Origin of the sequence: Janthinobacterium saanense (assembly GCF_014200675.1) — a bacterium.
Classification (GTDB): domain Bacteria; phylum Pseudomonadota; class Gammaproteobacteria; order Burkholderiales; family Burkholderiaceae_D; genus Janthinobacterium.
The window spans coordinates 146,170-159,936 of sequence record NZ_JACHCI010000013.1 but is presented as its reverse complement, the minus strand read 5'-3'; the positions used below and the strand labels follow the sequence as shown (position 1 = coordinate 159,936).

The following is a 13,767-nucleotide window of genomic DNA, read 5'->3' as shown; positions in this document are numbered from 1 at the left end:
ATCATTCCAGCAATCTGCAAAAAATAGTCGCCTCTCCCGATCAATAAAATTATCAGGTCCTATCGTATTTTCCACATGAAGTACGCCTGAAAGCAAAAAAATAATTTCCGTACGGAATTTATTGTAACTGAAATTAAAAATAATGAAAAATAAAAATTACGATAGCGCCAACAACTATTGCAAATATTGAATTTACCAAACCTGATTGCCTGGATAAACATACTGAAAATCAAAATAAAATCAAATTGTTACTTTTCGATAGATTTTGAAATTTAATTTCATGTATAAGCAATTCGGGATACAAAGATAATGTGGTAAATAACAAGCCATATTGCGGCCGATTCCTTATGCGCTTTATCCCTTATGCACCACCCATTTTTCACTCCAGAAACAACAAGGGCGCCACATGGGCGCCCTTGTTATTTCTTGTTGCAGCGGCAACGCTTGCTTAGCGCACGCCCTCCTTGACCGGCGACAACTGGCTGGCATGCAGGCGTGCATAGGCGCCGTTGCGCTCCAGCAAGGCGGCATGGCTGCCCGATTCCACCAGCTGGCCGCCCTGCATCACGACGATGCGGTCGGCGCTTTCTATGGTCGACAAACGGTGGGCGATGACGATGGTGGTGCGGTCGCGCATCAGCACTTCCAGCGCTGCCTGCACTTGCCGTTCGGATTCGGTATCGAGCGCGCTGGTCGCTTCATCGAGCAGCAAGATAGGCGCATCCTTGTACAGCGCGCGGGCGATCGCCAGGCGCTGGCGTTGCCCACCGGACAGGCGCGAACCATTCTGGCCAGCTTGCGTCGCATAACCCTGCGGCAATTGCGCGATGAAATCATGGGCATAGGCGGCGCGCGCACACGACTCGATGCGGGCCTGGTCCGGCGCCGGATCGCCATAGGCGATATTGGCCGCCATCGTATCGTTGAACAGGATCACGTCCTGGCTGACCAGCGCGAACTGGCGCCGCAAGGCCAGCAATTCGTAATCGCGCACATCGAGGCCATCGAGCAGGATGCGACCGCTGCTGACGTCATAGAAGCGCGGTAGCAGACCCAGCAAGGTGGTCTTGCCGCCGCCGGAACCGCCCACCAGGGCCACCGTCTCGCCGGCCGCGATGTCGAGCACAATATTGTTGAGTGCAGTTGGCGCATCGGGATCGTCGCTGTAGCGGAAGTTCACGTTCTGCAGCGACAGATTACCCTGCACCGCCGCTGGCGCCAGTGTGCCAGGGTCCGGTTCGACCGGTGTATCGATCAGGGTGAACACGGATTCGGCCGCCGCCAGGCCACGCTGCAGCGGTTCGTTGATCTTGGTCAGGTTCTTGATCGGCGACTGCATGGCCATCAGCGCGCCCATGAAGGCGACGAAAGCGCCGGGCGTGATGGCGCCGCTTTGTGCGCGCAGCATGGCGAAATAAATCACCGACGACAAGGTAATGCCGACCAGCATCATGATGAAGCCGGAATTGACGGCCGAGGTGGCTGCATGCTTGACGGCCAGCTGGCGGTTCAGCTTGACGACGCGCAGGAAACGTTTCTTTTCATATTGCTGGCCGCCAAAGATTTTCACCACGCGCTGGCCGCCTATGCTTTCATCGAGCACGGACGTGAGCTCACCTACGGCTTGCTGGGCGCTCTTGCTCAAATGGCGCATGCGCCGCCCCGCCAAGGTGACTACCAGCGCGACGATAGGCAAGGACGCCATGCAAAAGATGGCCAGCTTGACGTCTATGCTGAACAGCAAGACCAGATAGCCGATGGTAGCCACCGAGTCGCGCACCATCACGTTGAGCACGTTCAAGCCCGCCTGCGATACCTGGCTGGCGTCGAAGGCCACGCGCGATTGCGTCACGCTGGTGGTGCTGGTGTCAAAAAAGCGGCTGGGAAGGCGCATGATGGTGGCAAACATCTGCTCGCGCAAATCGGCCTGCACCCGGCTCGACAGCCACACGGAACCGTAATCGCCGGCAAAACTCGACACCATGCGCATGACGGCCAGGCCCAGGATGGTGGCCGGGATCACCCACAGTTCCGCTTGCCCCGCATGTGCGGGCAGGACACGGTCTACCCAGCCTTGCAGCGTGGCCATCATGCCCGTCACCGGCGCAGCGTGCTCGGTGGCGGTGCTGCGCATGGCGTCCACCACGTTTTGCAACTGGCGTATCAGCAGCACATCGGTGGCAGAGGCCACGCCCACGGCCAGCAAGGTGGCGGCGACAATCGCGCCGTAACGGCGGAACTGGCTGACCAGGCGGAAAAATAATCGGCGGCTTTGCTGCATGTAGGTGACGAGAGTAAGAGGGAAAGCGTGATTTTAACGCGTGCCGGGGTTTCCCTAGAATAAACTCTCTAGCGTAGCCGGGGGAATCCGCCTTCCTCACAACACCATGCCTGCGGGAAAGATCAGGATTTCGCCACTTTCCAGTTTTCGCTACCTGATTTGCACAGTTTCAATTTCAGCGTCTGGTCCTGCCCCTTGGCCTGCAAAGCCACATGCAGGGTACGGCAGACCTGGGCCTCGGTCTTTACCGTCTCGCTGGCCGTGATATCGGCGTGGATGCGCACGGAATTGCGCAAGCCTTCGTTGCTCCACTGCGCCGTTTCGCCATCTTTCTGTTCATTGAGCGCATGGGTCGCCGCCTTGGTCAAAGCCGGGCTATCGTATTTATTCAGATAAGCCATGGGCGTTTCTGCCAGAAAACCCAGGCCCACGGCGGCGGCCGTGCCACTGCTGACAGCCAGCACCAGTGCAGCAGTAATTTTTTGAAAATTTTTCATGGACATGCGTGACCTCCTCGATTAAGCATCATCAGGCATTGAACTGCAAACGGCACGGGCCCAGCGTAGCGGACCACCTGTCAATTCTATATTTGTTTTCGTAAAGCAAGTGCACGCTTGACTCCGCTTACCGTGCGGCTTTCAATGAGCGCTCCAACACCTCGGCATAAGGGATGATCGCCATGGCACTCGCTCGCACTGCATTGACGACAGCGGAACAGACACTGGCCAGCGCCTGGCAGACGGGCGGACTCAAACCGCGCGCCTGCGATTGCGGCGGCACCGTCTTCAATATCCTGTACCAACGGGTCATGGCGGACATGCGGCGGCGCCAGTTTCTGGGCGGCACGGCCGCCATGCTGGCGCCCTTCCTGGGACTGTCTGCTAGCAATGCCATCGCCCAGCAGCCGCAGGCGCCCGTACGGCCATTGCTGCTGACCAATATGCGCCTGTTCGACGGCACGGGCAAGCCGCCACGCACGGGTGTCAATCTGCTGGTGACGGGGACCACCATCACCGCGCTGCCATCAGCCGGCGAGAAAGTCGAAGGCGCACAAATCATCGATTGCCAGGGCAAGCTGGTGATGCCAGGCCTGATCGACGCCCATTGGCATACCATGCTGGCCGGCATCAACCAGGCCACGGCCATGACGTCCGATGTCGGCTATTTATACCTGGTGGCGGCGCAGGAAGCGCAGCGCACCCTGCTGCGCGGTTTTACTTCCGTGCGCGACGCGGGCGGCCCGGCGTTTGCCCTCAAGCGCGCCATCGATGAAGGCATCGTGATGGGTCCGCGCATCTTTCCATCGGGCGCCATGATTTCGCAAACCTCGGGCCATGGCGACTTCCGCCTGCGCTCGGAAGTGCCGCGCGCGGCCAATGCGCCGTTGAGCGCGGTGGAATCGGTGGGCGTGGCCATGATCGCCGATGGCGAAACGGAAGTGCTGCGCCGGGTGCGCGAACAATTGATGCTGGGCGCTACGCAAGTCAAGATGCTGGCCGGCGGCGGCGTGGCCTCGCTATACGACCCGCTCGACAGCACGCAATACTCGGAACGCGAACTGCGCGCCGGCGTGGAGGCGGCCGCCGACTGGGGCACGTATGTGATGGCCCACGTCTACACGCCGAAAGGCATACAGCGCGCCATCCGCGCGGGCGTGCGCAGCATCGAGCATGGCCAGCTGGCCGACGAGGAGAGCGCGCGCAGGATGCGCGACGGCGGCGTGTGGTGGAGCTTGCAGCCGTTTCTGCAAGACGAAGACAGCAATGTGTATCCCGACGCGGCGCGCAGGGCCAGCCAGCGCATCGTTTCCGATGGCACGGTGCACGCCTACGCGCTGGCGCAAAAATACGGCATCAAGACGGGCTGGGGCACCGATATCCTGTTCAATGCCAAGATGACGTCCACGCAAGGACGGCAACTGGCCAAGCTGACGCGCTTTTACGACCCGCTGACCTTGCTGGCCCAGGCGACGGGCCAGAATGGCGAACTGCTGGCCCTGTCCGGCTTGCGCGCGCCCTATGCCGGCCCCTTGGGCAAACTGGCCGTGGGCGCGCTGGCCGACTTGCTGGTGGCCGATGGCGATCCGACGAAAAACCTCGATTTCCTGGCGCAACCGGAACAAAACCTGCTCTTGATCATGAAAAACGGCAGCATCTACAAGAACAGGCTGGCCGCGCAACCAGTTAGCGGATAGCCAAGTACCGCCGCCTGCTCCATAATATGCGGCATGTTCAAACTGACTTTTTTTGGCACATCCTCGGGCGTGCCCACCCGCTACCGCAACGTCACCTCGCTGGCCGTCCAGCCCTCCACCAGCCGCGACTGGTGGATGGTCGATTGCGGCGAAGCGACCCAGCACCGCTTGCAGCGCATGCCGCTGTCCGTGCATGACCTGGCCGGCATCTGCATCACCCACGTGCATGGCGACCATAGCTACGGCTTGCCGGGCTTGCTCGCCAGCGCTTCCATGACAGGCCGCAAGCGGCCCTTGATCCTGATCGCGCCGCCGGCCATCAAGGCCTGGATCGATGCCACCTTGCTGCACACGGAACTGTTTTTGACGTATCCGCTGATCCATATCGACGTCAACCGCAGCGACATCGTGCATCAGGAAACAGGCTTGACCATTACCCGCCACGCCCTGTCGCACCGCGCCGACAGCGTGGCTTTCCGTTTTGCGCTGGAAAGCAGCAAATGGAAACTGGACAAGGCCGCCCTGCAGGCGCGCGGTGTGCCGTCGGGTCCGGCCTGGGGTCAATTGCACGCAGGCAGTGATGTGCAACTGGACGACGGCAGCGTGCTGGCGGCTGCCGACTTCCGCATCACCAAGACCGACCAGGCCACCATCGTCATCGGCGGCGACAACGACACACCATCCCTGCTGGCAGACGCCTGCGCGGGCGCGCAATTGCTGGTGCATGAAGCCACCTACACCGAAGCCATGCTGCAAAAAGTCGGCCCCGGCCCCACCCACAGCTCGGTGCAGCGGGTGGCGCAATTTGCCGCCGCCAGCCAGTTGCCAAATCTGATACTCACGCATTTCAGCGCGCGCTACCACCACGCGGCCGGCATGGCGGAACTGGAGGCGGAAGCCCGGCTACACTACACGGGAAAATTATTCCTGGCGCGCGACTTTGATAGCTATGAACTCGATGCCGATGGGGTGTTGAGCAAATTACCGGCGCCCGCTCAAGAAAGAACCGCAGACTAAATGGAGGCCCAAGGCATGCCCAAGCTCAGTTTCAGCCCCGGCCGCGCCGAGCACACGCCAGCATATATCGACCTGCGCGGCAAGACCCGGCAAAACGCCATCGACCAGCAGCGCCTGGCCGAGCTCGGCATCACGGCAGCGTCGTGGGGAGAAATGATTGCATCGGGCAATCTGCCTGGGCAGGTTTGCCATCAGGATGGCAAGCTGATCGGCTATTGCTTTGGCGACCGGGAAAGCGGCGAGATCGTCGTGCTGGCACTGCTGCCGCAAGCCGAGGGACTCGGCATCGGCAAGGCTTTGCTGGAGCGGATGATGGCCGAATTGCAAGCAGCAGGCCACACGCGCCTGTTCCTCGGCTGCTCCAGCGTCCCACAATCGCGTTCCTACGGCTTTTATCGCCACCTGGGCTGGAAGCCTACCGGCGAAACAGACCAGTACGGCGATGAAGTACTGGAATACCTGTTCACATAATGCGCCTTGGCTGGACAGACCTTACAAGCCAGTAATACTGCTCAGTTAAGCAGTCCTGTCCATTTTTTTCACTCCAACGTCGAAAATGCCGGGGTCGGACCCTGCAGGGTCCGACCCCAGGGTTTGCTTTTGGGGTAAAAATGACGTTAACTGAACAGCATTACTTACAGGCCGGCAGCTTTTTCAATCAGCGCGGCAATTTCCTGTGGATGGGAAATCAGCGCCAGGTGGCTGCCCTTGACTTCGATGGTTTGCGCATGCATGCGCTGGGCCATGAAGCGCTCGAAGTCCGGGTTGATGGTGCGGTCTTCCGTCGAGACGGCGTAATAGCTGGGTTTGACTTTCCAGGCAGCCTGGGTGGTGCGGGCTGCAAAGATCGCTTGCGAGGCCTGGCCTTGCACCGCATACAGGGTGCGCGCCTTGACGCTATCGAGGTCACCAGCAAAGTCGTGCAGGAAAGCCTGTTCGCTCAACTGGGCATAACCGTCCGGCGTCTTGATCAGGCCAGCGCTGGCAGGCGCGGCCGGGAACTTGGCCGCCAGCGCGCCGTAATCTTCGCCGGCATCCGGACCGCGCGCCGCCACATACACCAGCGCCGACACTTTCGGGTCCACGCCCGCTTCGGAAATCACCATGCCGCCATACGAGTGCGCCACCAGCACGGTAGCACCATCCTGCAGCGCCAGCACGCGGCGCGTCGCTTCCGCATCGTCAGCCAGCGAGCGCAAGGGGTTTTGCACGGCCGTCACATGCAGGCCGGCTTTTTGCAGCAGCGGAATTACTTCCGACCAGCTCGACGCATCGGCATACAGGCCGTGCACCAGCACCACATTCTTGGCGACAACCGGATTGGCGGTCGGCGCGGCGGCAGTACCTTGCGCCATGGCGCTGGTGGAAGCGAAGAGAAAGGCAGCGCTGGCAACCGCAGCGGAAATAAAACGTGCTTGCATAATATGGTCCTTGGAGTGGATTGGGAAAACGGTAAGGACAGTATGCAAGCGCGCCGGCAACAGCAGCATGACAGGCTTATGACGAAATAATGACAAGAAGAACTCAAAGACCAGGATGAACCGTGCCTAGTATCGCGTGCTGCTCGCTGTCAGCCAAGGCAGCACCGTGGTTTGTCGCCCATCAACCTTGGCGCCCGCAAACGCCAGCATGGGCGCCAGGTGTTCGTTGACATCGGCCGGGAAGTTGAGCGCCGGTTTGGTGACCTGGTCCAGCCTGGCGACCTCCTCGACCGTGAGCTTGAGCGTCAATGAACTCAGGTTGTCCTGCAACTGCTCTAACCGGCGTGCGCCGATCAGGGTGGAAGCCACGCCGGCGCGGCCTTGCACCCAGGCCAGCGCCACGGCGGCCGGGGTGCTCTGGCGTTCGGCCGCGATGGCTTTGACGACATCGATTACCTGATATTCCTGTTCCGACGGCGAAGCGCCGACCAGCTTGGAACGCTCGGACTGGCTGACACCCGCATTCTCACGCGTATATTTGCCGGACAGCCAGCCGCCCTTGAGCGGACTCCAGGGCATGGCGCCCAGATGCAGTTCGCGCGCCATCGGCATCAATTCGCCTTCCACCGTGCGCTGCAGCAAGGAATATTCCAGCTGCAGCGCGATCAGCGGCGCCCAGCCGCGAAATTGGGCGATGGTTTGCGCCTGCGCCGTTTTCCAGGCGGGCGCATCGGAAATGCCGATGTAGCGGATCTTGCCGGCACGCACCAGATCGTCCAGAGTGCGCATGGTTTCTTCGATCGGCGTGCTCGGTTCCCAGTTATGTATCCAGTACAGGTCGATATAGTCTGTCTGCAGGCGGCGCAGCGACGCTTCGCACTGCTCGATGATGGCTTTGCGGCCATTGCCGCCGCCGTTCGGGTCGCCCGCATGCAGGTTGCCAAAGAACTTGGTGGCGATCACGCTGCGGTCGCGGCCTTTCCGCCGAGCAAAGAAGTCGCCGATGATTTTTTCCGAATGCCCATTCGTGTACAGATTGGCCGTATCGATAAAGTTGCCGCCCTGCTCAAGATAGGCGCTGAGGATGGCTTCCGACTCGGCCGGGCTGGAACCCCAGCCCCAATCTTCGCCGAAGGTCATGGTGCCCAGGCACAGCGGGCTGACATGCAGGCCGGAATGGCCGAGGGTGATGTAGGAATCGAGCGACATGGTGTACTCCTGAGGTGGTGATGAGGAAGCCTCCATCTAACCATCGCACAGCCTGCACACACTAGCCGATAAGGCGCAGAGTCTTGCACGATCCGCTCAATCGTGCGCCAGCAAGCTGTTTGCGCTTGCGAGCAGTCCCGGCCTGGGGCTACCATCAAAGCATGGAAAAAAGCATCGATAAACTGATGGAAATCTGCGCCCTGATACGGCGCCAGGCCCGGGACTGGCCGGCGCAACTGGCCATGGACGGCGTGTCCGTGTATACCTCGGACGGCGCCACGCCGCCAGCCCGGCATATCAGCGAGCCGGTGTTTGCGCTGGTGGCGCAAGGCGCCAAGCAAACCATCCTGGGCGAGCGCAGCTACGATTATCGCGCCGGGCAATACCTGGTGGTATCCGTCGATTTGCCCATCTGCGGCTGCATTACCGAAGCCAGCGCGGACACGCCCTTCCTTGCCGTCGGCCTGACCCTGAAACCGGCCATCATCGCCTCGCTGCTGCTGGACATGCCGCACAGCGCGGCGGCGCCCACGGCCAGCATGTCCGGCATCCATGTCAGCGACGCCAGACCTGAGCTGCTGGACGCCGTGCTGCGCTTGCTGCGCCTGCTCGATCAGCCTGGCGATATCGCCGTGCTGGCGCCGATGATCGAACGTGAAATCCATTGGCGTCTCTTGTCCGGCGAACAAGGTGTAGCAATACGGCAAATCGGCATGGCTGACAGCCGGCTGTCGCATATCGGCCGGGCCATACGCTGGATACGCGAGCACTATGCCGAATTGCTGCGCAGCGAAGATCTGGCGCAGCTGGCGGCAATGAGCGTGTCATCGTTCCACCGGCACTTTCGCGCCATCACCGCCATGAGCCCCTTGCAATACCAGAAACAGATACGCTTGCAGCAGGCGCGCGTGCGGCTGATGCAGGAGCCTGGCGACGTGGCCGCCATCGGCTACAGCGTCGGCTACGACAGCCCCTCGCAATTCAGCCGCGAATACAGCCGTTTATTTGGCGCGCCACCGGGCCGCGACAGCGTCCAGCTACGCACCAGCAGCACCTTGTAGCGGACAAGCAGCCAGATGTGATGCACGTGCGCTGCGCGACCAGCCCAGCGCCGCGAACGCCAGCACCACCATGGCGATCGACACCAGCGGCAAGGCGTCCAGGCCCCACAGCGGCGCCACCTTGCCGGCCGTCGAAGAACCCAGCGCCATGCCGATGAACAGGCAAGAAGAATTGAGTGCCAGCACCAGGCCGCGCCACTGCGGCGCCAGCTCCACCATGCGCCGCTGCTGGGCCGGCAAGAAAATATCGACCGCCAGCGCCCACAGCACCAGGGTGGCCAGCGCCACCACCAGCCAGCCTGGCGTGAGGGCCAGCACCACGAAAGCCAAGCCCATCATCAACAGCGACATCGTCAGCGAGCGTTCGGCCGACCACAGCATCGCCAGCTTGCGCGCCACCTGGTTGCCGGCGATGCCCGCCAGGCCATAAATCAGCAAGGCGATGGACACCATCTGCGGGCCGGCGCCGAATTTGTCGTGCAAGATGGGCGTGATCATGGTGTAGCTGCTGAACAGGCCGCCCAGGCCCAGCACCATCACCGCCAGCGCACTGGCCAGGTCGCGCCGGCGCAGCACGGTCAACAAATCGCGCAGCTGCACTTTCTGGCCTGCCGAACGGTCGTGCAGCAGCAGCGCCAGCAGCACGCCAGAGATCACCGACAGCAGCGATATCAAGCCAAACATCGCCCGCCAGCCCAGCGCATGCGCGACCCAGGCGGACAAGGGCACGCCGACCACCGACGCCACCGTCATGCCCGTAAACACGATGGCCAGCGCCTGGCCCTGGCGCTCGGGCGGCACCATGGTCGAACCGAGCGAAGAGCCGACCGGCGTCACGGCCGCCATGCCCAGTCCCGTCACGATGCGCGCCAGCACCAGCACCGTGTAATTGGGCGCCAGCGCGCAACCGGCCGCCCCCAGCGCCACGGTGGCCAGGCCGGCCAGCAGCAAGCTGCGGCGCGGCAAGTGACCGGCAAACACCTGGATCAGCGGCGCGCTGATGGCAAAGGTGACAGCGAACACGGCCACCAGCATCGCCACCGCGCTGCGCGGCATGGCCAGCGAGCTGGCGATTTCCTGCAAGGCGCCGACTACCGACAGCGAGGCCGTGCCGGTAGCGAAAAAGGAAAAGCTCAGCAATCTGAGGATGAGGCTGGTGGAACGGTCAGTCATGATGGTCTCGAAGGGAGTACGCGATAGCAGCATGATGTGGCCATCACTGGTATATTTGAAATCGATTGTTAATATTCGAGGTATAACCATGATCGATATGAGGGGCGCGGACCTGGCCTTGCTGGTGTCGCTCGACGTCTTGCTGGAAGAAGCTAATGTGACCAGGGCGGCCGTGCGCCTGAACATCAGCCAGCCCGCCCTGTCGGCGCAACTGGTCCGCCTGCGCGACTTGCTGGGCGACCCGCTGCTGCTGCCGTCCGAGACCGGGCGCGGCATGGTGGCCACCGAACGCGCCCTGCAATTGCGCGCGCCACTGCGCGAAGCGCTGCTGGCCTTGGAAAAAACCGTGCGCGAACCAGCCGTGTTTGATCCGGCCAGCGCCCAGCGCACGTTCACCGTGGCGGCCAACGACAATGCCACCGCGATACTGGGCCTGGGCCTGGCGCGCACGTTCGAGACACAGCATAACGCCGGCCTGCGCCTGGCTTTTCGCCATGCCGACCCGGAGCAAGTGGTCGGCCAGATGGAGCGAGGGGAAATCGACGTGCTGATCGCCGGCTCGCGCTTCCTGCCGCCCGCCTTGAAAAGCCGTGAACTGATCAGCGACGTTTTCATGATGGCGCAGCGCAAGGGCCATCCGCGCGGCACGACCCCGCCCGACCTGGCCAGCTATTGCGCCCTGCAGCATGTGATCGTCTCGAACAGCGGCGGCTTCCATGGCTTCATCGAAGAGCATCTGGCCGCCCTGGGCATGCAGCGCCAGGTGGTTTTATCCGTGCCCACCTACAATCTGGTGCCGCTGATGCTGGCCAGCACCGACTATGTCTGCGCCCTGCCCCTGTGCCTGCTGAACCGCTTCACCGACACGCTCGACATCTTTCCCCTGCCGCTGGCCAAGCTAGGCTTTACCCTGTCGATGGCCTGGCATCCGCGCAGCGAGAATGATGCGGGGCACCGGTGGTTGCGGGAGCGATTGATGGATGAGGCAAAGCAAGAGAGCGCCTATCGCGGCCGGTACATCTGAAACAGGGACTCGCTCATCACTTCGAAATAGTCGGCAGGCCCCCCGCCACGCAGGATAGGATGGGCGGCGGCCGTATCGTAGCTGCCGTTTTTCAGCAAAGCCTGGTCGATATGCACGCCGATCACTTCGCCCAGCACCAGCCAGGTGGCAATTTCATCGCCGTCAGCGCTGGCGAGCTGCAGTATCTGGCTACAGCGGCACTCGAATGCCACCGGGCTTTCTGCCACGCGCGGCACCTTGACCATACGCCCGGCTACAGGCGTGAGGCAGGCCAGTTCAAACTCGTTGATGTCGGGCGGGGCCGCCACCGAACTACGATTCATGGCCTCGGCCAGGGGGCGGGTTGCCAGATTCCAGACAAATTCACCGGTTTGCTCAATATTGTTCAAGCTGTCTTTACGGCCGACGCTGGCAAAGCCGATGATGGGTGGGGTGTAATTAAAAGCGTTAAAAAAACTGTAGGGCGCGAGATTGAGCACGCCGCTGGCCGAATGCGATGCGATCCAGCCGATCGGGCGCGGCCCCACGATGGCATTGAAAGGATCATGCGCCAATCCATGTCCTTTGGACGGCTCGTAAAAATGCTTGTTTTCTGTCATGTTTTTTCTACCCTATCGATTACATCATCAACTCAGCGCACCTGCGATGGCGAGCATCCGAAACGCTCGCGGAAACGCGCGGAGAAGCGTGCACTGGCGCGGTATCCGCACGCTTCAGAAATATGCTGAAGATTCCAGCCGGTGGTCTGCAGCAAGGTCATCGCGTGGTGCATGCGTATATCCAGTAGCAAAGTTTCAAAGCGTAAATTTTCGGCCGCCAACCGGCGCCTTAAGGTCGCTTCGCTCATGGCAAGCTCCCAGCCAGCCTTGGCCGTCGTCCAGGGATGCGCGGGTGCATCCGCAAGAATACGCTTGAGGCGGTCAGCAATATGTTGCGTCGATGGCCGCGAAAAATGGCAGCCGCGCTCTGCCAGCGCCAGCAGCAAACCGACCAGCCTGTGCATTTGCTCGCGCTCGCTGATGTTGCTTGAACAGATGCCGCGCACGCAATAATTCAAGGTATCGGCCAAATCGACATCGAGCACCATCTGGCGGCCGTGTGCGATGGCTGGCGATGTCGGCAGGTCGTCCGCATGGCGCCGGTGAAATTCCAGCATCACTTCCGGTGCAAATGCCAGCAGCAAAGATTGAAACGTCTGCTCTTCGCCACCGGGGATTTTCTGGATGTCCGCACACGCGTTTTGCGCCATTGCCACCAGCGTCAATGGGTCCTTCAAGGCCAGGGACTCTTCCCCATTGTCGATAATCATCTGGCCTGACTTCACCAGCAGCAAGGTGGCGTCAAAAAACCTGTAACCCCTGGCGTGCTGTGGTCGGCGCAAGCAGGGCTGGACCAGCGTGCACAAGCCCCGGCGAGCGACGAGATTGCCAGATGGCAAAGACAATATCGCTACTCCCTTGCCGCTATCTGCCATTGTTTTCATGTACCGGCAAGTATCTCAGTTCTTTTGCAAATGGGGATTCAGGGTGTAGGTGCCAGTGAGACTGGCTTGCGCAAGCACATGACCGGCGAGCGCGTCGCGCAGATTGACACCATTGAACGGGGCATTGACGGCGATGCGCGGCAGATCGAGCGCGTACAGCGTGAACACATAACGGTGCAACAGCGTATCGTTCCACGGCGGACATGGACCATCGTAGCCGTGATAGTCACCGGCCATGTGTTCATCGCCCGCAAACCAGCTCGTATAGTCATTGATGCCGTGACGCAGACCATCGGGTGCTGCAGGACCGGCTTTGCCGCGCGCTAGCACGCCATCACTATGGCTGCCGGCAGCGATCTCGCGCGCAGCAGCAGGAATATCGAGCAAAAGCCAGTGGAAGAAATCGACGCGCGGCAGCGATGCTGGCACTTCCCGTCCTTCCTGATTGACGTCCTCGCCACTGCTTGGTACGTCAGGGTCGTGACAAATCAAGGCGAACGATTGTGTACCGGCAGGCACATCGCTCCAGGCCAGGTGTGGATTGCGGTTGTTCGATAAGGCTACGTGGGTCGCTGGATCAATCACCGCAAAGGCAAATTCGCCTGGAATTGCAGCATGATCGGAAAAGCTCTGGCTAGTTAATTTCATGGATGCTGGTTCGCTATATTGTGAAAGGAGGAAGTAAAATTATAAGCAACGTCGATCAGACAGAAGCTGCCATTCCGATCAAAATAGTGATATTGACGATCAATTTGACTGGATTCGGCCTGCCTTCTACTAATATCGGAGTCTGCGCCAAACCCTGCATCAAGCCAGCGCCGGCACCTCCAGCACACGCGGCTCCAGCAGCAATTCCACAGCCTTGCAAAGTATATCGCTATCGCAAAAAAAAAGGCCGCGACGT

General features: G+C 60.9%; 13 protein-coding genes. 5 read left to right on the top strand and 8 right to left on the bottom strand.

The window, feature by feature from the left end; all coding sequences use genetic code 11:
- Positions 1-448: 448 nt before the first annotated feature.
- Positions 449-2,281, bottom strand: coding sequence for a lipid A export permease/ATP-binding protein MsbA (gene msbA / locus HDE72_RS18000; protein WP_183743413.1), 1,833 nt, complete (start codon positions 2,279-2,281; stop codon positions 449-451).
- A gap of 122 nt (positions 2,282-2,403) precedes the next feature.
- Positions 2,404-2,784, bottom strand: a complete 381-nt coding sequence (locus HDE72_RS17995) for a hypothetical protein (protein ID WP_183759319.1) — start codon at positions 2,782-2,784, stop codon at positions 2,404-2,406.
- Between the two features lie 176 nt (positions 2,785-2,960).
- On the opposite strand from HDE72_RS17995, the gene HDE72_RS17990 reads away from it, so the two are divergent.
- Genes HDE72_RS17990 through HDE72_RS17980 form a run of 3 tightly spaced genes read left to right on the top strand, consistent with a single transcriptional unit; the run spans position 2,961 to position 5,963 of the window.
- On the top strand, positions 2,961-4,475 hold the full coding sequence (locus tag HDE72_RS17990; protein ID WP_221291309.1) for a metal-dependent hydrolase family protein: 1,515 nt from the start codon (positions 2,961-2,963) through the stop codon (positions 4,473-4,475).
- 33 nt (positions 4,476-4,508) lie between these two features.
- Positions 4,509-5,492, top strand: a complete 984-nt coding sequence (locus HDE72_RS17985; protein WP_183743409.1) for a ribonuclease Z — start codon at positions 4,509-4,511, stop codon at positions 5,490-5,492.
- A 15-nt stretch (positions 5,493-5,507) separates the two neighbouring features.
- Positions 5,508-5,963, top strand: coding sequence for a GNAT family N-acetyltransferase (locus HDE72_RS17980; protein WP_183743407.1), 456 nt, complete (start codon positions 5,508-5,510; stop codon positions 5,961-5,963).
- Between the two features lie 164 nt (positions 5,964-6,127).
- On the opposite strand, the gene HDE72_RS17975 is transcribed toward HDE72_RS17980, so the two are convergent.
- Both HDE72_RS17975 and HDE72_RS17970 read right to left on the bottom strand, forming a co-directional pair.
- Positions 6,128-6,913: an alpha/beta fold hydrolase gene (locus HDE72_RS17975; RefSeq protein ID WP_183743405.1), complete on the bottom strand. Its 786-nt coding sequence runs from the start codon at positions 6,911-6,913 to the stop codon at positions 6,128-6,130.
- A 126-nt stretch (positions 6,914-7,039) separates the two neighbouring features.
- Positions 7,040-8,122, bottom strand: a complete 1,083-nt coding sequence (locus HDE72_RS17970; protein ID WP_183743403.1) for an aldo/keto reductase — start codon at positions 8,120-8,122, stop codon at positions 7,040-7,042.
- Between the two features lie 161 nt (positions 8,123-8,283).
- Between HDE72_RS17970 and HDE72_RS17965 the strand changes: the two genes are divergently transcribed.
- Positions 8,284-9,183 (top strand): AraC family transcriptional regulator, encoded by a 900-nt coding sequence (locus HDE72_RS17965; protein WP_183743401.1) that lies wholly within the window; start codon positions 8,284-8,286, stop codon positions 9,181-9,183.
- On the opposite strand, the gene HDE72_RS17960 is transcribed toward HDE72_RS17965, so the two are convergent.
- On the bottom strand, positions 9,160-10,356 hold the full coding sequence (locus HDE72_RS17960) for an MFS transporter (protein ID WP_183743400.1): 1,197 nt from the start codon (positions 10,354-10,356) through the stop codon (positions 9,160-9,162). The two genes, HDE72_RS17965 and HDE72_RS17960, sit on opposite strands and share 24 nt — an antisense overlap.
- Positions 10,357-10,444: 88 nt before the next feature.
- Between HDE72_RS17960 and HDE72_RS17955 the strand changes: the two genes are divergently transcribed.
- Positions 10,445-11,380, top strand: a complete 936-nt coding sequence (locus HDE72_RS17955) for a LysR family transcriptional regulator (protein ID WP_183743398.1) — start codon at positions 10,445-10,447, stop codon at positions 11,378-11,380.
- On the opposite strand, the gene HDE72_RS17950 is transcribed toward HDE72_RS17955, so the two are convergent.
- The 3 genes from HDE72_RS17950 to HDE72_RS17940 are packed head-to-tail and all read right to left on the bottom strand — an operon-like array spanning position 11,359 to position 13,511.
- Positions 11,359-11,979: a flavin reductase family protein gene (locus HDE72_RS17950; protein ID WP_183743396.1), complete on the bottom strand. Its 621-nt coding sequence runs from the start codon at positions 11,977-11,979 to the stop codon at positions 11,359-11,361. The two genes, HDE72_RS17955 and HDE72_RS17950, sit on opposite strands and share 22 nt — an antisense overlap.
- 32 nt (positions 11,980-12,011) lie before the next feature.
- Positions 12,012-12,863, bottom strand: a complete 852-nt coding sequence (locus HDE72_RS17945) for a helix-turn-helix transcriptional regulator (protein ID WP_183743394.1) — start codon at positions 12,861-12,863, stop codon at positions 12,012-12,014.
- 15 nt (positions 12,864-12,878) lie between these two features.
- Positions 12,879-13,511, bottom strand: coding sequence for a YbhB/YbcL family Raf kinase inhibitor-like protein (locus tag HDE72_RS17940; protein WP_183743392.1), 633 nt, complete (start codon positions 13,509-13,511; stop codon positions 12,879-12,881).
- Positions 13,512-13,767 lie beyond the last annotated feature (256 nt).